Source organism: Pseudomonas cuatrocienegasensis (assembly GCF_900110925.1).
GTDB lineage: Bacteria > Pseudomonadota > Gammaproteobacteria > Pseudomonadales > Pseudomonadaceae > Aquipseudomonas > Aquipseudomonas cuatrocienegasensis.
This window is the reverse complement of sequence record NZ_FOFP01000001.1, coordinates 182,511-203,641: the sequence shown is the minus strand read 5'-3', so window position 1 is coordinate 203,641 and position 21,131 is coordinate 182,511. Positions and strand designations below refer to the sequence as shown.

General features: G+C 61.5%; 19 protein-coding genes and 2 pseudogenes. 6 read left to right on the top strand and 15 right to left on the bottom strand.

All coding sequences use genetic code 11. The features are described 5' to 3' along the window. From pabC to BMW49_RS00975, 8 genes are all read right to left on the bottom strand, one after another. Complete coding sequence (pabC, locus tag BMW49_RS01010; protein WP_069516972.1) at window positions 1–816, bottom strand: aminodeoxychorismate lyase; 816 nt, start codon at window positions 814–816, stop codon at window positions 1–3. Continuing rightward, entirely contained in the window at window positions 816–2,060 is a 1,245-nt protein-coding gene (fabF, locus tag BMW49_RS01005; RefSeq protein WP_069516973.1) for a beta-ketoacyl-ACP synthase II, read from the bottom strand. The genes pabC and fabF overlap by 1 nt, the downstream gene beginning before the upstream one ends. A gap of 106 nt (window positions 2,061–2,166) precedes the next feature. Beyond that, the gene (gene acpP, locus BMW49_RS01000) at window positions 2,167–2,403 is read right to left on the bottom strand and encodes an acyl carrier protein (protein WP_003245177.1); all 237 of its coding nucleotides are present in this window, start codon (window positions 2,401–2,403) and stop codon (window positions 2,167–2,169) included. Between the two features lie 197 nt (window positions 2,404–2,600). Continuing rightward, window positions 2,601–3,344, bottom strand: coding sequence for a 3-oxoacyl-ACP reductase FabG (fabG, locus tag BMW49_RS00995; protein WP_069516974.1), 744 nt, complete (start codon window positions 3,342–3,344; stop codon window positions 2,601–2,603). Between the two features lie 14 nt (window positions 3,345–3,358). Next, the gene (fabD, locus tag BMW49_RS00990) at window positions 3,359–4,297 is read right to left on the bottom strand and encodes an ACP S-malonyltransferase (protein WP_069516975.1); all 939 of its coding nucleotides are present in this window, start codon (window positions 4,295–4,297) and stop codon (window positions 3,359–3,361) included. Between the two features lie 142 nt (window positions 4,298–4,439). Then, window positions 4,440–5,453 (bottom strand): phosphate acyltransferase PlsX, encoded by a 1,014-nt coding sequence (gene plsX, locus BMW49_RS00985; RefSeq protein WP_083251673.1) that lies wholly within the window; start codon window positions 5,451–5,453, stop codon window positions 4,440–4,442. A gap of 3 nt (window positions 5,454–5,456) precedes the next feature. Continuing rightward, window positions 5,457–5,639 carry a 50S ribosomal protein L32 gene (rpmF, locus tag BMW49_RS00980; RefSeq protein WP_025167420.1) on the bottom strand — a complete coding sequence of 61 codons (183 nt, stop codon included), beginning with the start codon at window positions 5,637–5,639 and terminating at the stop codon, window positions 5,457–5,459. A gap of 13 nt (window positions 5,640–5,652) precedes the next feature. Continuing rightward, entirely contained in the window at window positions 5,653–6,180 is a 528-nt protein-coding gene (locus tag BMW49_RS00975; RefSeq protein ID WP_083251674.1) for a YceD family protein, read from the bottom strand. Window positions 6,181–6,291: 111 nt separating this feature from the next. Between BMW49_RS00975 and BMW49_RS00970 the strand changes: the two genes are divergently transcribed. Continuing rightward, window positions 6,292–6,870 carry a Maf family protein gene (locus BMW49_RS00970; protein WP_069516978.1) on the top strand — a complete coding sequence of 193 codons (579 nt, stop codon included), beginning with the start codon at window positions 6,292–6,294 and terminating at the stop codon, window positions 6,868–6,870. 49 nt (window positions 6,871–6,919) lie between these two features. On the opposite strand, the gene BMW49_RS00965 is transcribed toward BMW49_RS00970, so the two are convergent. From BMW49_RS00965 to rluC, 3 genes are read right to left on the bottom strand one after another with little or no spacing between them, the layout of a single operon-like run. Further along, window positions 6,920–7,909, bottom strand: a complete 990-nt coding sequence (locus BMW49_RS00965) for a S49 family peptidase (RefSeq protein ID WP_069516979.1) — start codon at window positions 7,907–7,909, stop codon at window positions 6,920–6,922. After that, window positions 7,902–8,627 carry an HAD-IA family hydrolase gene (locus tag BMW49_RS00960; protein ID WP_069516980.1) on the bottom strand — a complete coding sequence of 242 codons (726 nt, stop codon included), beginning with the start codon at window positions 8,625–8,627 and terminating at the stop codon, window positions 7,902–7,904. The genes BMW49_RS00965 and BMW49_RS00960 overlap by 8 nt, the downstream gene beginning before the upstream one ends. Continuing rightward, a complete protein-coding gene (gene rluC / locus BMW49_RS00955) occupies window positions 8,587–9,540 on the bottom strand; it encodes a 23S rRNA pseudouridine(955/2504/2580) synthase RluC (RefSeq protein ID WP_069516981.1) in 954 nt (317 codons plus the stop codon). Before rluC ends, BMW49_RS00960 begins: the two co-directional genes overlap by 41 nt. Before the next feature lie 558 nt (window positions 9,541–10,098). On the opposite strand from rluC, the gene rne reads away from it, so the two are divergent. After that, window positions 10,099–13,212, top strand: coding sequence for a ribonuclease E (gene rne, locus BMW49_RS00950; RefSeq protein ID WP_069516982.1), 3,114 nt, complete (start codon window positions 10,099–10,101; stop codon window positions 13,210–13,212). A gap of 514 nt (window positions 13,213–13,726) precedes the next feature. On the opposite strand, the gene BMW49_RS00945 is transcribed toward rne, so the two are convergent. Next, the gene (locus BMW49_RS00945) at window positions 13,727–15,070 is read right to left on the bottom strand and encodes a dicarboxylate/amino acid:cation symporter (protein WP_069516983.1); all 1,344 of its coding nucleotides are present in this window, start codon (window positions 15,068–15,070) and stop codon (window positions 13,727–13,729) included. A gap of 365 nt (window positions 15,071–15,435) precedes the next feature. Between BMW49_RS00945 and BMW49_RS00940 the strand changes: the two genes are divergently transcribed. From BMW49_RS00940 to BMW49_RS24410, 4 genes and pseudogenes are all read left to right on the top strand, one after another. After that, on the top strand, window positions 15,436–16,434 hold the full coding sequence (locus BMW49_RS00940; protein ID WP_069516984.1) for an AraC family transcriptional regulator: 999 nt from the start codon (window positions 15,436–15,438) through the stop codon (window positions 16,432–16,434). A gap of 276 nt (window positions 16,435–16,710) precedes the next feature. Beyond that, window positions 16,711–17,439: pseudogene (locus BMW49_RS25420) on the top strand (PAS domain-containing protein); the annotation flags it as partial. Window positions 17,440–17,586: 147 nt separating this feature from the next. Further along, the gene (locus BMW49_RS25415; RefSeq protein WP_244168299.1) at window positions 17,587–18,024 is read left to right on the top strand and encodes a methyl-accepting chemotaxis protein; all 438 of its coding nucleotides are present in this window, start codon (window positions 17,587–17,589) and stop codon (window positions 18,022–18,024) included. 17 nt (window positions 18,025–18,041) lie between these two features. Then, window positions 18,042–18,143 (top strand): annotated as a pseudogene (locus BMW49_RS24410) (AraC family transcriptional regulator); the annotation flags it as partial. Window positions 18,144–18,334: 191 nt separating this feature from the next. Here the strand turns inward: BMW49_RS24410 and BMW49_RS00925 are convergent. The 3 genes from BMW49_RS00925 to BMW49_RS00915 form a co-directional block, all read right to left on the bottom strand. Next, window positions 18,335–19,651, bottom strand: a complete 1,317-nt coding sequence (locus BMW49_RS00925; RefSeq protein WP_083251681.1) for an ATP-binding protein — start codon at window positions 19,649–19,651, stop codon at window positions 18,335–18,337. A 62-nt stretch (window positions 19,652–19,713) separates the two neighbouring features. Next, complete coding sequence (locus tag BMW49_RS00920; RefSeq protein ID WP_069516986.1) at window positions 19,714–20,391, bottom strand: response regulator; 678 nt, start codon at window positions 20,389–20,391, stop codon at window positions 19,714–19,716. 118 nt (window positions 20,392–20,509) lie between these two features. Further along, a complete protein-coding gene (locus BMW49_RS00915; RefSeq protein ID WP_069516987.1) occupies window positions 20,510–21,115 on the bottom strand; it encodes an outer membrane beta-barrel protein in 606 nt (201 codons plus the stop codon). Window positions 21,116–21,131 lie beyond the last annotated feature (16 nt).

Here is a 21,131-nt window from a genome sequence, read left to right as displayed (position 1 = left end):
TCAACAGCCTGCCAGATGGCCAACGAAGCCCTGCAGTTTACGGGTCAGCGGGCCAACCGGCCAGTCATGCGCAGCCAGCGCTCTTACTGGCCAGATGCCGTACTGGCTGTTACAGAGCAACACCTCATCCGCTGCGAGCAACTCATCGAAACTGACATCGCGCACCTCATGAGGTACATCCTGCTCAGCTGCGCAGGCCAGCAACTCGGCACGCATCACCCCGGCGACGCCACACCGGGTCAGCGCTGGAGTGATCAACAGGCCATTGCTGACCAGAAACAGGTTGCTGTAGACACCTTCGACCACTCGCCCCTGGGTATCGCGCATCAACCCTTCGGCACAGGCAGCATCGCTCCACTCCGCACGAGCCATGACCTGCTCAAGCCGATTGAGGTGCTTGAGCCCGGCCAGCAATGGCTGTTCGGCAAGACGCGTGCTACAGGGATACAGCCGCACCCCCTCACAGGTATTGGCGGCAGGGTAAGCAGGAACAGGAGCGGCCTGCAGGATGCGCCGCGGCTGCGCTGGCATGGGTGGTGCGTAGCCACGCAGTCCGTCGCCGCGGGTGAGGATCAACTTGGCTACCCCCTCACCGATTGCTGCCGCGAACGCCAGTAACTCGGCCCTCACCTGCTCAAGCTCGAGGGGAATGGACAGACGCGCGCAGCCGCCGGCCAAGCGTGTCAGGTGACGCTCAAGCAGACGAGGTTCCCCGCTACGCACGGCGATGGTCTCAAATAGTCCATCGCCGTACGCCAGGCCACGGTCGCGTACCGACAACAGCTCAGCCGGCCGACCATCGACCCAGGTCAGCATCAATCGGCGAACCGGCGGAACACCAGAGAACCGTTGGTCCCGCCAAAGCCGAAGGAGTTGGACAGCACCACATCAATCGGCATCGAGCGCGCCTGATGCGGCACGAAGTCCAGGTCGCAGCCTGCGTCCGGGTTATCCAGGTTGATCGTCGGTGGAGCGATCTGATCGCGGATCGCCAACACACTGAAAATCGCCTCGACCGCGCCGGCGGCGCCCAGCAAGTGGCCGGTCATCGACTTGGTCGAACTGACAGCCAGTCGTGCGGCATGCTCGCCAAACACCGACTTGATCGCCGCCACCTCTGCCTTGTCACCTGCAGAGGTCGAAGTGCCATGGGCATTGATGTACTGCACCTGTTCAGGACTCACGCCGGCATCACGCAACGCGTTGCTCATGCAACGCGCGGCACCTGCACCGTCATCGGGTGGCGAGGTCATGTGATAGGCATCGCCACTCATGCCAAAGCCAATCAGCTCGGCATGGATGGTGGCACCACGCGCACGCGCATGTTCGAGCTCTTCGAGTACCAGAGTGCCGGCACCATCGGACAGCACGAAACCATCACGGTCCTTGTCCCAGGGGCGGCTGGCACGGGCTGGGTCGTCATTGCGGGTGGACAGCGCACGGGCCGCAGCAAAGCCACCAATGCCCAGACCGCATGCAGCCATTTCAGCACCGCCTGCGACCATCACGTCAGCCTCACCGTAGGCGATGTTGCGTGCTGCCATACCAATGCAGTGCGTGCCCGTAGTGCACGCGGTAGCGATGGCGTAGTTAGGGCCCTGCAGTCCGAGATGGATCGACAGGAAGCCGGAAATCATATTGATGATCGAGCCAGGAACGAAAAATGGCGAAATGCGCCGTGGACCCTGCTCGTGCAATGCCTTGCAGCTGTTTTCGATATTGGTCAGGCCGCCAATGCCCGAACCCAGGGCAACACCGATACGCTCGCGATTGGCGTCGGTTACCTCAAGCCCGGAATGGCGCACAGCCTGAAAGCTGGCAGCCAAGCCATACTGGATAAAAAGGTCGAGCTTGCGCGACTCTTTCACCGACAGGTATTGCTCGACGTCAAAGTCCTTTACCGAACCGCCAAAACGGGTGGAAAAGGCAGATAGGTCCATATGCTCAATCAGGCCAATGCCACTGCGGCCGGCCAAAATGCCCTGCCAGCTGCTCGGCACATCGTTACCCAATGGCGACACCATGCCCATACCGGTAACCACGACGCGTCTACGCGACACAGCAATCTCCTTTTGTTCGATTGGCAGCGCTTGGACAGCGCTTAAAGAAAAGCCGCACCCCTTTAACAGGCGTGCGGCTTTTCCGTGTCAGAAATCGACGATTGAATTATTGCGCGTGCGCAGTAACGTAATCGATGGCTTCCTGAACGGTGGTGATCTTCTCAGCTTGCTCGTCCGGGATCTCGGTCTCGAATTCTTCTTCGAGAGCCATCACCAGCTCAACGGTGTCAAGGGAGTCGGCACCCAGGTCTTCGACGAAGGAAGCGCTGTTGGTGACTTCTTCTTCCTTAACGCCCAGTTGCTCGGCAACGATTTTCTTGACGCGTTCTTCGATGGTGCTCATACGTTGTTCTCACTCCTAATGGGACAAATCCAGGCCACTGTGCTGCGGCCAAGTGTATAGAAAGGGTTTTTAGCATTTCAAGCTGAATGCCGGGGTGCCCCCAGGAACACTTCAACGATCTGTCTATAAACCTGTTGCAGCTTTATAACGGATTTTAGACAGCATCTATGACAGTTTTCTGAAGGCATCCGTCACATTTAGCTCATATACATCCCGCCGTTCACAGGGATAGTAGCCCCTGTGACGTAAGCCGCGCCATCGGAAGCAAGGAAAGCGACCACTTTCGCGATCTCTTCGGCCTGCCCCAAACGGCCCAGCGGAATCTGTGTCAGCAACGCATCACGCTGCGCTTCCGGCAGCTCACGGGTCATATCGGTGTCGATAAAGCCCGGCGCTACGGCATTCACGGTAATCGCTCGCGACCCCACTTCACGCGCCAGCGCACGACCGAAACCTTCCAGCCCTGCCTTGGCGGCAGCATAGTTTACCTGGCCGGCATTGCCCATGGCGCCTACAACCGAACCGATATTGATAATGCGACCATAACGCGCCTTGGTCATACCGCGCAGTACGGCTTTAGTCAGGCGATACAGGCTGCTGAGGTTGGTATTGATGACATCGAACCACTCGTCATCTTTCATGCGCAGCATCAGGTTATCGCGGGTGATACCGGCATTATTGACCAGGATCAGCGGCTGACCGAGGTGTTGCTGAATGTGTTCAAGGGTACTGGCAACGGACTCATCATTGCTCACGTCCAGTACCAGGCCAGCGCCTTCGATGCCGTTTTCTTTCAACGTTTCAGCAATGCGCTCCGCACCGGATGCCGATGTCGCGGTGCCGATGACGACCGCACCCTGGCGACCCAGCTCCAGGGCAATTGCCTGGCCAATGCCACGGCTCGCGCCGGTAACCAGCGCCACTTTACCTTGCAGGCTCATAAACCTCTCCTAAATCAGGCCAGCGCCGCACGAGTGGCGGCGAAGGCGTCCGGGGTGTCCAGATTATGGGTATTGATACCCTTCACACAGCGCTTATTGAGGCCCGAAAGCACCTTACCTGGGCCACATTCGACAAGATCGGTCACGCCATTCTCAGCCAGGCAAACCATCGACTCGACCCAGCGAACCGGGCTGTATAGCTGTGCCAACAGGTTTCCCGTGAGCGCCTCGAGATCGGCGACTACGGCGGCACTGACGTTCTGTACCAGCGGGATCTGCGGCGTTTGCCAGGCAATGGCCGCCACGGCCTCGGCAAAACGTTCGGCAGCCGGGCGCATCAGCTCGCAATGCGACGGCACGCTGACCGGCAGCGGCATAGCGCGCTTGGCGCCACGCGCCTTGCAGGCCTCAATCGCCCGCACTACAGCGGCTGCGGAACCGGCGATGACCACCTGCCCTGGCGCATTGAAATTGACCGCACTGACCACCTCACCCTGAGCGGCTTCGGCGCAGGCAGCCAGCACGTCGGCATCCTCCAAACCGAGAATGGCGGCCATGCCACCCTGCCCGGCTGGCACAGCCTGCTGCATCAATTGACCACGCAGCTCGACCAGCTTCACCGCTTCGGCGAATGGCAGGCTGCCCGCAGCGACCAGCGCTGAATACTCGCCCAGGCTATGACCGGCGACAAATGCCGGCTGCGCACCACCCTGAGCCAGCCACAGACGCCACAATGCGACTGAGGCGGTCAGAATGGCTGGCTGGGTCTTGTCGGTCTGGTTGAGCTGCTCTTCCGGGCCTTGCTGGGTCAGTGCCCACAGGTCATAGCCCAACGCGGCAGAGGCTTCGGCGAAAGTTTCGCCGATCAGCGCATGCTGCGCGCCGAGTTCGGCGAGCATGGTCAGCGACTGCGAGCCCTGGCCAGGAAAAACGAATGCGAGAGATGCGGACATGGGAAACGGATTCCTAAAGGTCTGATCGTCAGGAAATTAGCGCCAGGCCTGGCCGAGCGCAAGAAACTGACAGTTGGATGGCGGCCCGGCGCTCGCGGTCACATCGCCATGAGCGCCCCCGCCCAAACAGCCTGACAACCCATCATTGCAGGAGCATGGCCTCAAGGCGGCCACGCAGACGCCTGGGCAGATCCTGCTCGACTTCTATACAGGCACGTCGAATGGCACTGCCGAAGCCCTGCGGACCTGCCGCACCATGGCTCTTCACCACGATGCCCTGCAGACCAAGAAAGCTGGCACCGTTGTATTGCGCAGGCGCCAACTCGCTGCGCAGACGCCTTAGCAGCGGCATGGCCAGGAAACCGACGAGGCGCGAGAACAGGCTGCGCCGGAAGCGTGCATCGAGCCTGGCACCGATCATGGCAGCAAGCCCTTCGCTGGACTTGAGCAGGACATTGCCGACAAAACCATCGCACACCACCACATCGGCCTCGCCACGAAACAGACCATCACCCTCGACGAAGCCGATGTAATTGAGACCCGACGCGCCCTGCAGCAGACTCGCAGCCAGCTTGACCTGCTGATTGCCTTTGACCTCCTCGGTGCCGACATTCAGCAGCGCGACGCGCGGCGACTGCAGGCCCAGGACCTCGGCCGCCACCGCCCCCATCACCGCAAACTGATAGAGGTGCTCGGCACTACAGTCGACATTGGCGCCCAGGTCCAACAGATGACAAGCACCCTCCTGGGTCGGAATCGCCGTCACCATAGCGGGCCGATCGATACCCGGCAGCGTCTTGAGCACGAAGCGCGACAGCGCCATCAGTGCCCCCGTGTTGCCGGCACTGACACAGGCATGAGCACGGCCATCACGCACCAGCTCAAGGGCCACGCGCATAGATGAATCAGGCTTGCCACGTAAGGCCTGCGCCGGCCGCTCGTCCATACCGATCACCTCGGATGCAGGCTCAACGTGCAGGCGTGCGCGATCGACACCAGCATGCTGGGCAATCAACTCATTCAAAAGGCTGGGTTGGCCGACTAGGACCAGGTGCAACGAGGGGATTTCAGCCAAGCAGGCAATGCTGGCTGGAACAATGCAGTGGGGACCGAAGTCCCCACCCATTGCATCAATCGCGATGATCGGAGCGGACAAGATTTACTCGTCAGCGCCCTTGTCGATCACTTTACGACCACGGTAAACGCCTTCTGGCGAAACGTGGTGACGCAGGTGAACTTCACCGGTGCTCTTCTCAACCGACAGAGCATTGCCTTCCAGTGCGTCGTGCGAACGGCGCATGTCACGGGCGGAACGGGATTTTTTGTTCTGCTGAACAGCCATAACTTATTAACTCCTAAACGTTTGGGTCACGCTTTAACTGTGCCAATACACTGAACGGGTTGGACCGCGTTACCTCGTCCTCGCTCGGTTCGGGCTCATCGAGACCCGCCGGCTGCTGGCAATCTTTAGGGTCATGTGCAGGCACGATGGGCAAAGCGAGCAACAGCTCATCTTCAACCAGCGCCAGCAGATCCAGAGGATCCTCACCCACTTCCAGCACGTCATAGCCTTGCGGCACAGACTGGGTATTCGCACCTTCTTTCACCACAGCGTAATCACACGCGCTTTGGATAGGCAGAGCAACCAGTTCCAGACAACGCTGGCAAACCATCTTGACGTCCACTTCAAGCTCGCTGTGAATAACCACAGCATTGCGCTCGTCACGCGCAAAGACGAACTTCGCGCGCACCGTGCCGGCATTATCGGCAAGCGGATCACAGAGACGCTGCAAATGGGCCAGCTGCAGCTCACCCTCTAGGGTAGCGCCGCGATCAGCCAACTTGCGGGGATCAACGTGAGGTGGAATCGGACCATTTGACATAGGCGGCGCATTCTAGGGATGAGACCGCCCCCTGTCAAAGGGAAATTCAGCCTGTCGCCAACAGCAGCGGCCTACTAGAATCCCGGCCTATCTATATATAAGGAGAACCCCATGCCACCCCTGCTTATGGCCTCCAGCTCGCCCTACCGCCGCGAACTGCTGGCGCGCCTGCAATTGCCGTTCGACAGCCAGGCACCCGATATCGACGAAAGCCACCAACCTGACGAGCCTGCCGAGGCCCTGGTCCGCCGCCTGGCCGAAGCCAAGGCCCGCGCCCTGAGCGCCCAGTATCCGCACCACCTGATCATCGGTTCGGATCAGGTCGCCGTGCTGGACGACCAGGTGCTCGGCAAACCGCACACCTTCGAGCGCGCCCAGCAGCAACTGCGCAGCGCCAGCGGTCGCAGCGTGACCTTCCTCACAGGGCTGGCCCTGCTCGACAGCGCCAGCGGCCAATGCCAGGTCGACTGCGTGCCCTTTACCGTGCACTTTCGCACGCTCGACGACGCTTGCATCCAGCGCTACCTGCAACGAGAGCAACCTTACGACTGCGCCGGCAGCTTCAAATCCGAAGGCCTGGGCATCAGCCTGTTTCGCAGCACCGAGGGCAGCGACGCCACCAGCCTGATCGGCCTGCCACTGATCCGCCTGGTCGACATGCTCCTGGCTGCCGGCGTAGAGCTACCCTGAACGAACAAGACCCGGCATCGCCGGGTCTTGTCGCATAACAACAGCGACGTTAACGCAGCGACGGCCCCTGAAAGCCCATCCACAACGCCAGATGCTCCGCCACGCTCGCACCCAGACGCTTGGCAAAACGATCGAATGGCGACTCCTGAGTGGTGAAGTCGACCATTTCCTTCTGCCCGATCACTTCACGCGCGACATAGCTGGTACTGCCCAAGCCGTCGACCAGACCAAGCTCCAGCGCCTGCTCACCCGACCAGACCAACCCCGAGAACAGCTCAGGATGCTGCTGCCACTTGAGCCGCTCGCCACGCCCCTGCTTGACGCTGTCGATAAACTGCTTGTGCGTGGTATCCAGCACACCCTTCCAGAACAGTGCTTCCTCTTCTTTAGGCGGCTGGAACGGATCGAGGAATGCCTTGTGCTCACCCGAGGTGTAAACCCGGCGGTCGACACCCAGCTTCTCCATGATGCCGACAAAGCCAAAGCCCGCCGCCGTCACCCCGATCGAGCCGACCAGACTGGCCTTATCGGCATAGATTTCATCAGCCGCACTGGCGATGTAATAGGCACCCGAAGCCCCCAGATCACTGATTACCGCATACAGCTTGATCGCCGGGTACTCGCCGCGCAGGCGGCGAATCTCGTCATAAATGTAGCCGGACTGCACCGGACTACCGCCTGGGCTGTTGATGCGCAGGATCACGCCACGGGTATTGGCATCCTCGAACGCCTTGCGCAGGCTGCCGACAATATTGTCAGCACTGGCCGACTCCTTGTCGGCGATCATGCCGCGCACATCAATCACCGCGGTATGCCCTGAGCCACTCGACTCGGAAGCGCCGCCCGACGACAGCTTCAACAGCGGCGAGAACAGCACCAAGGCGCCGAACAGATAAAGGAAGGTCAGGGACTTGAAAAAGATCCCCCAACGCCGCGCACGCCGCTGCTCCTGCACACCCGCCAGGAGGGTTTTCTCCAGCAGCTTCCAGCTTTTCGCATCTTCCGGGTCGGCCTTTTCGGCCTTCCATTCATCAGCCATGCCCACTCACCCCAATTTCGATTAAACCGCTAGACCGCGCCAACCACGCCGAAAGCTCGGCAAAGGTATCAAGCGCCACAGTCGGCTGATGCGCGCGCAACACCGACAACGGCTGCGCCCCACACCCGACCGCCACACTGTGCATGCCAGCACGGTGCGCCATTTGTATATCAAATACCGAGTCGCCGACCATCAGCGCTTCATGCGCCGCAACGCCGCACTGCGTCAATATCTGCTGAAGCATCAAGGGATCAGGCTTGCTCGCCGTTTCATCCGCGCAGCGTGTGGCATCGAAGTAGTCGTGCCAGCCATGCGCCTGCAAGACTCGCTGCAAGCCAGGCCGCCCCTTGCCGGTGGCAACAGCCAGCAGCCGCCCTTCCTGCCTGAACGCCGACAGCGCCTCGACCACCCCAGCAAACAACGGCGATGGGCTGGCCTCCAGCCTGAGGTAACAGGCAGCGTAGTGCTGACGGAACCCGTCAATCCGCGCAGCGTCAGCCACATCGGGGTAGAGAACTGCAATCGCCTCGGGCAACCCCAGGCCGATAATCCCGCGCACCTCATCATCACTGCGCCGCGCCCAACCACAGACATCCGCAGCATGGTGCATGGCCAGGACGATACGCCCGATGGAATCCACCAGCGTTCCGTCCCAATCAAAGATCAACAGCTTGTAGTCAGGCACCCAGCCGCTCCAAGGTACGACTCCAGACCTCATCGACCGGCGCCTCAAGCTTCAACACACCACCCTCGGGCAGCGGCACAGTCAGCGCATAAGCGTGCAGGAACAGGCGCTTGCCGCCCAGTTCGCGAATTTCTTTACTGAAGCCGTCATCGCCGTACTTGCTGTCCCCGGCAATGCAATGCCCGGCGTACTGCGTATGCACACGAATCTGATGGGTGCGCCCAGTGACCGGCTTGGCCTCGACCAAGGTGGCGAACTCACCGAAGCGGCGCAGCACGCGGAACATCGTCAGCGCCTCTTTGCCTTCGGTATTGACCTCGACCATGCGCTCGCCAGAGCGTAGGTTGCTCTTCTGCAAGGGTGCATTGACCTGTTTCTTGGCGGTCGCCCAGTGCCCGCGGACCAGCGCCATATAACGCTTGTCGACGCCGTCACCGCGCAACGCCTCATGCAAGTGCCGCAGCATGCTGCGCTTCTTGGCGATCATCAACAGGCCGGAGGTGTCGCGGTCGAGGCGATGCACCAACTCCAGATCCTTGGCATCCGGGCGCAACTGGCGGAACGCCTCGATCACCCCGTAATTCAAACCACTGCCGCCATGCACGGCGATACCTGCCGGCTTGTTCAGCACGATCAGCGCTTTGTCCTCGAACACAATCGCCGCTTCAAGGCGCTGCAACAGCCCTTGCGCCAAAGGCTCGGGCTCATCGCGCTCGGCCAGGCGCAGTGGCGGCACACGGATAATGTCACCGGCCTGCAGCTTGTACTCAGGCTTGATCCGCCCTTTATTGACCCGCACCTCGCCCTTACGCAGGATTCGGTAAATCAAGGTCTTGGGCACACCCTTGAGCTGAGTGCGGAGAAAGTTATCGATGCGCTGGCCGGCAAGTTCCGGCGCAACCTCGAGCAGCTGAACGCCGGAGGTTGGAGGGGAAGGATTCGTCATCGCGCAATCATAACAATTTTTTATGGAATTGAAGCACTTAATCATTGCTGCTATAGTCGCGAACGCCGCCAAAAGCGGTCCGGTTCGCGGATGATCGCCAAATTGCCATCCCGACCAACGCAATCCATTCAGGACGTGAGGCCGTCCGACGGGGTTTTCGCCGCAAAGGCCGCGAGACTCTCGGAAATAAAGCCTGAAGCCATGATGCGCAACCGCCCACCTTTGGTCGTTTGCGGTAATGCCAACCCGCTGCGGATTTCGCGAGCGGCACCCGATTTTCAGCGATACGTGTAGGGTGGAGATGTACAGCCGCTGGTCTGCGTAGCTTTATTGAAGACGCTTCATCTCGTCCGCTACCAGCAGCTGATTCCTCCTCCTGACTAGTGCTTACTGTCACAACAGCGAGCAGGAGACGTCTGTCGCGGCCCAGCCCAACTGGCTGACTGCCGCTTGACGATGAAGCGATTTACGACCGTTTCTGACGCGCCTGACACCGACCCCTGAGAGTCGTGTGTGCCGAACGCCCTTTCCAGCAGCACTGGAAACCGACGGTACTACATGAAAAGAATGCTGATTAACGCAACTCAACCCGAAGAGTTGCGTGTCGCTCTAGTCGACGGCCAACGCCTGTACGACCTGGACATCGAATCGGGCGCCCGTGAGCAAAAAAAGGCCAACATCTATAAAGGCCGCATCACCCGCGTCGAACCCAGCCTCGAAGCTGCCTTCGTCGACTTCGGCTCCGAACGTCACGGCTTCCTTCCCCTCAAAGAAATTTCCCGCGAATACTTCAGCAAGGCCCCAGAAGGCCGCGTCAACATCAAGGACGTGCTCAAGGAAGGCCAGGAAGTCATCGTTCAGGTCGAGAAGGAAGAGCGTGGCAACAAGGGCGCAGCCCTGACCACCTTTATCAGCCTCGCCGGCCGCTACCTAGTGCTGATGCCGAACAACCCGCGTGCGGGCGGTATCTCCCGTCGTATCGAAGGCGAAGAGCGCAACGAACTGCGTGAAGCGCTGAATGGCCTGGTCGCCCCGAGCGACATGGGCCTGATCGTGCGCACCGCAGGCCTGGGCCGCTCCAGCGAAGAAATGCAGTGGGACCTCGATTACCTGCTGCAACTCTGGACCGCCATTAAAGAAGCCTCCCTGGACCGCGCTGCGCCCTTCCTGATCTACCAGGAAAGCAACGTGATCATCCGCGCCATCCGCGATTACCTGCGCCAGGACATCGGCGAAGTGCTGGTCGACAGCGTCGAAGCCCAGCAGGAAGCGCTGAGCTTCATCAACCAGGTGATGCCGCAGTACGCCAGCAAGATCAAGCTGTACGAAGACAGCGTGCCGCTGTTCAACCGCTTCCAGATCGAAAGCCAGATCGAAACCGCTTTCCAGCGTGAAGTGAAGCTGCCGTCCGGTGGTTCGATCTTCATCGACCCGACCGAAGCCCTGGTGTCCATCGACATCAACTCGGCGCGCGCCACCAAAGGCAGCGACATCGAAGAAACCGCGCTGCAGACCAATCTGGAAGCAGCCGAAGAAATCGCCCGCCAGCTGCGCCTGCGCGATATCGGCGGCCTGATCGTCATCGACTTCATCGACATGACCCCGGCGAAGAACCAGCGCGCCGTGGAAGAAAAAGTCCGCGAAGCCCTGGAAGCCGACCGTGCCCGCGTGCAAGTCGGGCGCATCTCGCGCTTCGGCCTGCTGGAAATGTCCCGTCAGCGCCTGCGTCCGTCCCTCGGCGAGACCAGCGGCATCGTCTGCCCGCGCTGCAACGGTCAAGGCATCATCCGCGACGTCGAATCGCTGTCGCTGGCCATCCTTCGCCTGATCGAAGAAGAAGCCCTGAAGGACCGCACTGCCGAAGTACGCGCCCAGGTGCCGATCCCGGTTGCAGCCTTCCTGCTCAACGAAAAACGCAACTCGATCACCAAGATCGAACTGCGCACCCGCGCGCGCATCGTCATCCTGCCGAACGATCACCTGGAAACCCCGCACTTTGAAGTGCAGCGTATCCGTGATGACAGCCCGGAAGCCCAGAGCACGCAAACCAGCTACGAGATGGCGACTGCCGAAGTCGAAGAAGAGAAGCAGGCCAGCGCTACCCGCACCCTGGTGCGCCAGGAAGCCGCGATCAAGACCGCGCCGCAACGCGCTGCCGCTCCGGTTGCCGAAGCACCTGCTGCGGCCCCTGCCCCAACTGTCGTGCCTGAGCCGAGCCTGTTCAAAGGCCTGGTGAAGTCGCTGGTCAGCCTGTTCGCCGGCAAGGAAGAAGAAAAGCCAGTCGTCATCGAGAAGAAAAGCAGCGAGCGTCCGCCACGCGAAGAGCGCCGTAACGGTCGTCAGCAGAACCGCAACCGCAGCGGTCGTCGTGACGAAGAGCGCAAGCCACGCGAAGAACGTGCTCCGCGTGAAGAACGTGGCGCCCGTGAAGAACGCGCACCGCGTCCGCCACGCGAAGAGCGCGCCCCTCGCGAGGAACGTGCACCGCGTGAAGAACGCAGCCCACGTGATGCTGTTGAAGTGCGCGAGCCGCAGGAAGTTCGTCAGTCGCGCCCACCGCGTGAAGACGGCCGTCGTGATCGCAAGCCTCGCGAAGAACGCGCCCCGCGTGAACTGCGCGAACCACTCGACGCCGCTCCGGCGGAAACGCCAGCCGCCACCGCAGCCGTAGCGACCAGCGAAGAGCCACGCAGCGAACGCCCACAGCGCGAGCCGCGTCAGCCCCGCCAGCCCCGTGAAGAGCGCCAGCCGCGCCCGGAACAGGCCGCTGCAGCCGCTGACGAAGAAGTCGTAAGCACTGCTGACGCTGCCCAGGACGATGAGCAAGACAACGCCGAAGGCGGTGATCGTCCTCGCCGTCGTTCGCGTGGTCAGCGCCGTCGCAGCAATCGTCGCGAGCGCCAGAGCGACGCCAACGGCAACCTGATCGAAGGCACTGAAGACGCCGGCGAAGAAAGCCAGGAGTCGACTGAAGCCGCACCGGTCGCCGCTGCCAGCGTGGTTGCTGCAACTGTAGTCGCCGAGACCGTAGAAGCAACTGCTCAGCCAGTCGCCGAATCGAGCGAAGCGCCGGTTGCAGCACCTGCTGTTGCCCAGGTTGAAGTTAGCGAGCCTGTCGTCAGCGAAGCTGCCGTCGAGCCGCGCGACCTCTTCACTCCGCAGGCCGAGGTTGTCGCCACGCCAGTGGTTGCAGAACCGGCTGCCGAGCCTGTCAACGAGATCGAAGCACGTGCCAGCGTCGTGGTTGACCTGCCTGCCGAAGCGCCAACAGCTGAGCCTCAGGTTGAAGTCGCCGAAGTGGTTGCGCCTGTCGAAGCCCCTGCGCAAGTGGTCGAAACCCCTGCTGCCCCGATCGAGGCGCCTGTCGCCGAAGCCGAGCCTGCACCAGTGGCGGCCCAGGCTAGCGAAGTTGCCCAAGCCGAACCGGCCGAGGCTGCACCTGTAGTCGAAGCGCCAGTGGTCAGCGAAGCACCTGCAGTGGTTCTGCCAAGCAATGGCCGCGCGCCGAACGACCCACGGGAAGTACGCCGTCGCCAACGCGAAGCCGAGCGCCTTGCGCGTGAAGCGGCGCAAGCAGCGCCGGTGGTTGCCGAGGCAAGCGCAGAAACCGCCCCGACCAGCGAGCCCGCCCAAGCGGACGCGCAGGACGAGAGCGAGAAGCCAAACGCCTAACGCGTCTGGTCAATAAAAAAGGGATGCCTCGGCATCCCTTTTTTTGTGGGCGCTGTTTCAGCCGTGGTCTGCAGGCAGCTCTGCAAAATCGATAAGCAAAGCATCAGCCGCCGTTGGCGCCAGGACCTACACACATCCGTAGGGTGCGCTGTGCGCACCAAGAATCGACAACCGACGCGGTGCGCACAGCACACCCTACCTGGCTTGCTCCGCTCGGTTTTAAGGCAACGCCGAAAAGGCCATGCCTCTATTGATCGTTCCCCACGTCGAAACGTCGAACCGTCCGCGTGGGCATGCAGCCAGAGACGCTCCGCGTCTCGTTACAGCGGACGCAGAGCGTGGGAGCCATCGACATACCTGTAGGAGCGAATTTATTCGCGAAATTCGCGGCACAATCGCGAATAAATTCACTCCTACACAGCGGCACCAACCAAGGCATACACAGCAAAAAAACCCGCCAAGGTGGCGGGTTTGAGGAGCCTCTTTGGCATGCGCAAAGAGGGAAAAGACAACCTCAGACGGATTCGCGCGCCTGTTCTACCGACGCAGCAGGCGCTGCCGGCACTGCAGAGGCCGCAGGTGCACCACTGGCCAGCTCCTGGCGCAGGGTATCTTCGTCCAGCTCATTGCACCACTTGGCGACCACCAGCGTGGCCACGGCGTTGCCGATCAGGTTGGTCAGGGCACGGGCTTCGGACATAAACCGGTCGATCCCCAGAATCAGCGCCAGGCCGGCAACCGGCAGGTGGCCCACCGCCGACAGCGTGGCCGCCAGCACGATAAAGCCGCTACCGGTCACGCCCGCCGCGCCCTTGGAGGCCACCAGCAGCACCAGCAACAGGGTGATCTGGTGAGTGATATCCATCGGCGTATCGGTGGCCTGAGCGATGAATACCGCCGCCATGGTCAGGTAGATCGAGGTGCCGTCGAGGTTGAACGAGTAACCGGTGGGAATCACCAGGCCGACCACCGACTTCTTCGCACCCAGCTTCTCCATCTTGGTCAGCATGCGCGGCAGCACCGACTCGGACGACGAGGTGCCGAGCACGATCATCAGCTCTTCGCGGATATAGCGGATCAGGCGCAGCACGCTGAAACCGTGGCTACGGGCGATACCGCCCAGCACCACCAGTACAAAGAACACGCACGTGATGTAGAAGCACAGCATCAACTGGCCCAGTTGCACCAGCGAACCCACGCCGTACTGGCCGATGGTGAACGCCATGGCGCCGAAGGCACCGATGGGCGCGAGCTTCATGATCATATTGATGATGCCGAACATCACCTGGGCAATCCGCTCGATAAAATCCAGCACCGGCCGGCCGTAATCACCCATGCGCTGCAGGGCGAAGGCGAAGATCACCGAGAAGAACAGCACCTGCAGAATGTCGCCATTGGCGAAGGCGCCGACCACGGTAGAGGGGATCACGTTAAGCAGGAAACCGACCGTGGTCTGCTGCGCACCGGCCGTGGCGTAGGCCGCGATGCTGCTGGCATCCAGGGTCGCCGGGTCGATGTGCATGCCCACACCCGGCTGCACCAGGTTAACCACGATCAGACCGATCACCAGGGCGATGGTCGAGACGATCTCGAAGTACATCAGCGCGTAACCACCGGTCTTGCCGACCGTCTTCATGTCCTGCATGCCGGCGATACCGCTGACCACGGTGCAGAAGATGATGGGCGCGATGACCATCTTGATCAGTTTGACGAAGCCGTCACCCAGCGGCTTGAGCGCAACGCCGGTCTCCGGGTAGAAGTGCCCCAGCAAAATACCCACGGTGATGGCGAACAGCACCTGGACGTAGAGCACCTTATAGAACGGTTGACGCACCGCGTCAGTCGTCGTGACAGTCATGGCAGATCCTTAACGACAGCACGCGCCGACTCCATCGACCGCGCACTCTCTAAAATGGCTAAACCTCCCTGGGCTGGAAGGTGTTGTTATCAGCCCCCACGCGGGGACTCTGCTGTCGCCTATCGCAAAGCCCATGCCACGCCATCGAAAACAGCTAAAATCCTTTAAAAACAGTAATATACGGTTAAAAAATAAGCACATGCCAGGGCATAAATGGCGGGTTTCCGCACGCCCACCTGCGCCGCCGTGGCGGAAACCCCGCCTTTAGCATGGCCGAAATGCCGGCTTGATCGACCTGATGCCGGCTTGTGATCGCGCCCCGCAGTTGCCTACCATCGAACGATCCGTCACTGCCGAGCCGCCCCATGCGCGAACGCACCATCGCCAGCCACTTTGTGCGCGCCGCCCTGCGCGGGGCGCAACGCCATGGCGTCGACACCGCCGCGCTGCTGCGCCAACTCGGTATCCAACCGGCCTTGCTCGACGAACCCCGCGCACGCATCGACCCCGCGCAGTTCGCCCGCTTGATGCAACAACTCTGGCAATGCCTGGATGACGAATACCTGGGCTTTGGCCGCGTGCGCAGCGCCCGTGGCACCTTCGCCATGATGTGCCACGCGATCATCCACTGCCGCTCGCTGGACAAAGCCCTGCAACGCGGCGCCCTGTTCTACGGCCTGTTCGAGCAGGCACCGGCCATTCGCCTGGAACGTGAAGGCGACTGGGTGCGCCTGAGCGTGGACGACAGCGCCCTCTGGGACCCCGACCACTTTATGCTGGAGAGCCTGCTGGTCATCTGGCACCGCCTGGGCAGTTGGCTGATCGGCCAACGCATCCGCCTGGAAGAAGCCACCTTCACCCACGCCGAACCCGCCCACGCCGCCGAATACGACCTGCTCTTCCCCTGCCCCCGGCGCTTCGGTGCCGGGCGCAGCAGCCTGCTGTTCCACGTCCGCTACCTAGACATGCCGCTGCTGCAAGACGAACGCACCCTTAAACAGTTCCTTCAGCACTCCCCCGCAGACCTCCTCGCCCGCCCAGACGGCGGCGACAGCCTCACCAGCCGCATCCGCCGCCAACTCGGCCGCGACTGCACCACCTGGCCCGACCTAGACACCGTCGCCCGCCACCTGCACATGAGCCCACAAACCCTGCGCCGCCATCTGCGTGAAGAAGGCTCCAGCTTCCAGGAGCTCAAAGACCACCTGCGCCGCGACCTGGCCATCTACCACCTGGGCCGCGACGACCTGGCGATTCAGGACATTGCCGAGCAGCTGGGTTTCTCCGAACCCTCAGCCTTCCACCGCGCCTTTAAGAAATGGACCGGCCTGACACCCGGAATGTATCGCGCGCAGCAAGCCTGAGGCCGTCTAGGGTCGCAACACGAATCATCTGCCGCCTCCGTAGGAGCGAATTTATTCGCGATAGACCGTGAAGCCGCTGCAGACATCGCGACTAAAGCTGAACGCTGCCCGCCCCTCCTACAGGCCTGGAGTTGACCTACACTTGATGCATGATGTGACGCCAGCGTGCTCTACATACAGAAACACTTTTCCCTGCAGCACGCAGCGCAGTGCCCTAGACACATAGTGAGGATCACCTCATACAGCAGCTGTTAACTGTTACCGACAAAGGCCTGCATGATGTTCACCACCCGACTGAAAAAAGAGAATCAGGCGCTGCGCGAAGAGTTGTCGTTATTCGAGCAGGTACGTGCCAGCCTCGACGGCGAAATGCTCGCCCTGAGCCTGGACCCACAAGGACGTATCGAGTCGGTCAACGCCAATTTCGAGCAAGAAATGCACTACCGTGCCGAGCAACTGCGCGGCCGCCCCTTGCTGGAACTGATACCGGAAAAAGTCCGTAACCTGGATTTTCACCACAAGGTTCGCCATGCCCTGGAGCGTGGTGAGCACCTGTCTGGCGTCATTCGTCTGCTGCGTGGGAATGGTGAGGACGCCTGGCTGCGCTCGATCCTGCAGCCGATTCGCGACAGCACCGGGCAGATCCAAAGCTTCTATATCTACGCCAGCGACCTGACGCGCACCATCGAGACCTCACGCGAATACGAGAACCTGGTCAAGGCGCTGCAACGCTCCACCGCTGTTATCGAATTCAACCTCAATGGCGACGTCATCACGGCCAACAAACCCTTCCTTGACGCCATGGGCTATAACCTGGCGCAGATTCAAGGCAAGCATCACCGCATCTTCTGCGAGCCCGCAGAAACCAGTTCGGCTCAGTACCAGCGGTTCTGGGAGCAACTGCGCCGCGGTGATTTCGTCACCGGTCGCTTCAAACGCGTGGACAGCAGTGGCCGCGATGTTTGGCTGGAAGCCTCCTACAACCCCGTTACCGACACCCACGGCCAACTGTACAAAGTGGTGAAATTCGCCTCGGTAATTACCGAGCAGGTCAACCGCGAAGATGCAGTCGCCGAAGCCGCCGGCATCGCCTTCGAGACCTCCAAGGGCACTGACACCAGCGCGAAGAATGGTGCAGCCGTGGTGCAGCAAATGCTCGACGCCATGCGCGAACTGTCCAGCCGTATGCAAGAGGCCGCGCAGGGCATCGAAGCGCTGGACAAGCAGTCGCAACTAATTGGTGCCATTGTCAAAAATATCAGCAGCATCGCCGACCAAACCAACCTGCTGGCGCTCAACGCCGCCATCGAAGCCGCCCGCGCCGGCGAACAGGGTCGCGGCTTCGCCGTGGTCGCCGACGAAGTCCGCCAACTGGCCTCGCGCACCAGCGCAGCAACCGAAGAAATCGCCAATGTGGTGGGACAGAACCAGCAACTGGCCGAACGCGCCGTCGAACTGATCGGCCGCGGCAAAACCCAAGCCGAACTGGGCCTGGACCTCTGCGCCCAGGCCGGCCAGGTTATCGAAGAAATCCAGGACGGTGCCAAACACGTGGTCAGCGCGGTCGAGCGCTTTGCGACCCAACTGTAAGGCAACGGCTAGGTGCTCTGGCCGTCTATCACTTGGGCCGTGACGAATTGACCCTCCAGGCCATCGCCGAACACCTGGGCTTCTCCGAACCCTCGATATTCCACTGCGCGTTTAAAAAACCAAAACAAGTAGCCCGGATACCCACCGCGCCCCATTGGTGGATGAAAAAAGCGTCATCCACCCTACGCGGAGCATGCGGTTTGTGGCTTGTAGGGTGGACAACGCGAAGCTTGTCCACCGTGATGCGTCCATAACAGCCATCACCCATCTGGCAATACGATTCGATCATTGGCCACGCCAAAAGATGTGTTTAATCGTAGAGGCGGATACGGAAGCAGGCGCCGCCGAGGGGGGAGTCGTCGAGGCTGAGCTCGCCTTCGTAGCTGTCGATAATGTCTTTGACCACGGCGGTGCCGATGCCTTGGCCGGGGTGTTGGGCGTCGAGGCGGACGCCGCGTTCGAGGATGCGCGCGCGTTGGTCGGGGGGGATGCCGGGGCCGTCGTCTTCCACGCTGAGGTCGCACACGCCATTACGCAGCCGGGCGCTGACTTTGACCTGGCCGAGGCACAGGCGGTAGGCGTTTTCCAGCAGGTTGCCGAGCAGTTCGAGCAGCGCGCCGCGCTCCATAGGCACCAACAGCGCTGTGTCAAAGTCGCGTAGCACGCGCACCTGTTTGTCGCGGTAGACCTTGTCCAGGGCGCTGCACAGGGTATCGAGCAGCGGTTCCAGGGCAACCTGGTGACGGATCAGGCCGCTTTTGCGCAGGCTGGCGCGCTGCAGTTGGTAGTCTATCTGCTGGCTCATGCGCTCGACCTGGCCTTGCAGGATCTGCGCTTGCTCGCGCTGGCGGGTTTCGGCGGCGATCACGTCGCCGACGCTTTGCAGCACCGACAGCGGGGTTTTCAGGCTGTGCGCCAGGTCGTCGAGGGAATGCCGGTAGCGCTCGCGCTGGCGCCGCTCGCTGTCGAGCAGGCGGTTGAGCGAGCGGGTCAGGCGCAGCAGCTCGCGCGGGTGGTCGGCACTGAGGCGCTCGCGGGTGCCGGATTCCACTTCATCCAGCTCGGCACTCAGGCCGCGCAGGCTGCGAAAGCCCCAGGTCAGGCCAAACCAGAGCAGCCCAAGCAGCAGCAACAAAGCGCCGCCAAGCCAGAGGTAGAGCTGGTTCATAAAACCGTTATAGAGGGCCTGGTAGTCGCGGTTGGGCTGCATGGTGACCACGCTGAAGGCCGCGGCCTGACCGCGCAGCAGGTCGATCTCCACGTCATAGACGAAGAACACCTCGCCGCGCCCATCGTCCATGCGCACGAATTCATGGCCCTGCCCGTCATAGCGTGGGCGGTAATGAATACTTTCGTCTTCGGAGGAGCGCGAGCGCCAGACCAGGTTGCCATCGCGGTCGTAGATAAAGCCCAGTAGCTTGGCGTCGAGGGAGTCGAACTCCTCATCAGGCAGTTGCTCGGGCATGCGCAGCTGGCCGCCTTCGCTGCGCGCGGCGGACACCAGCGAGGCGGCGTCGGCAGCCAGGCGTTTTTCGATGGACTGCTCCATGGCGATAACGAAGGCGCCGCGCAGCGCCGGCAACAGTGCCAGCATAAACAGCACGGCGAGCACCGCCGCACCGAGCATCAGGCGCAGGCGCAGGGAAAAGCGCCGCTGCCAGGGCGAGGGAATCGGCAGGGCCGCCTTGGTCACCGGCAGCGCTCGGTGAACAGGTAGCCCTGGCCGCGCACGGTGTCGATGGGTTTGAAGCCCGTCTCGCCTTCCAGCTTGCGCCGCAGGCGGCCGACCAGCACTTCGATAACGTTGGCGTCGCGCTCCTCGTCATCGGGGTAAAGCTGTTCGATCAGCCGCTCTTTGGGCACCACTTGCTGCTGATGCAGCATCAGGTATTCGAGGATGCGGTATTCGTAGGCCGTCAGGTGCAGGTTCGCGCCCTGCATGCTGGCCTGCTTGCGGTTGAGGTCCAGTTGCAGCGGGCCAGCCTCGATGGTCGCCTGGGTAAAACCGCTGGAGCGGCGCAACAGCGCATTGAGTCGCGCTTCCAGCTCCTCGAACTGGAAGGGTTTGACCACATAATCATCCGCGCCGCCAGCCAGACCCTCGACCTTGTCCTGCCAATTGCCACGGGCGGTGAGGATCAGGATGGGGAACTGCTTGCCCTGGCCGCGCAGCTGGCGGATCAGGTCCAACCCGCTGATGCCGGGTAAACCCAGGTCGATCACGGCGAGGTCATGGTGGTATTGCTCGGCGCGGTACAGCGCCTCTTCGGCACTGGCGACCGCATCGACCAGATGTCCCTGCTCACCCAGCCGGGTGTAAAGATGGTGACGCAGCAGCGCCTCGTCCTCCACGATCAGCAACTTCATGGTGCTGTCTCTCCCTGCCTGTTGCGCATACGCCAAAAGCCGGGACCGGCTTGCTGAATGGCAACGCGATGCGCGCAACCGTATCAGCAGGCCGGGCCCGGCTTCCAGCCGTCATCAATTAGAACTTGTAGTTGGCACCCAGGTACAGCTGCGAGCTGCTGTGCAGGTCAAGGGAGCCTGCCTTGCCGGCGCCATGGGGCGACATTTCGGTGCTTGCGTTGGTGCGCAGGTAACGGTAGCCGCCCTCGACCGAGGTGTTGGCGGTGATGTCCTGGATTACGCCGGCCTGCAGGCCGATGGCATAGCCGATGTCGCTATCACGGCTGAAGCCACGGCTTTCCTGGTCCAGCTTGACCAGGCCGGCGGTGGCGCCACCGAACAGCTTGGTGTTGTAGTCGCCAATCGGCAGGAACAGATCGTAGCTGCCGAGCAGGTTCTGCTGACGCAGCTTGAAACCGTTCGCGCTGTCGGAGACGTTTTCATAAGTGGCGTAGTAGCGGCCGTCGGCGGTCTGCTGACCGGCACGCACGCCCCAGGTGCTGCTGTCGTTGATCACTTTGTCCAGCGACGGGTTGTCCAGGTTGCTGTTCAGCGCGCTGGATTTCTGAATATTGTTGTCGGTCTGGCCCCAGGTCAGGCCGACGAAATTATCAGCCGCCTGCGCCATGGCAGTACCGAACGCGAGCGTGCTTGCAAGGGCCAGCTTGGTCAGTGTGAATTTCATGGGGTGTTCCTCTTTC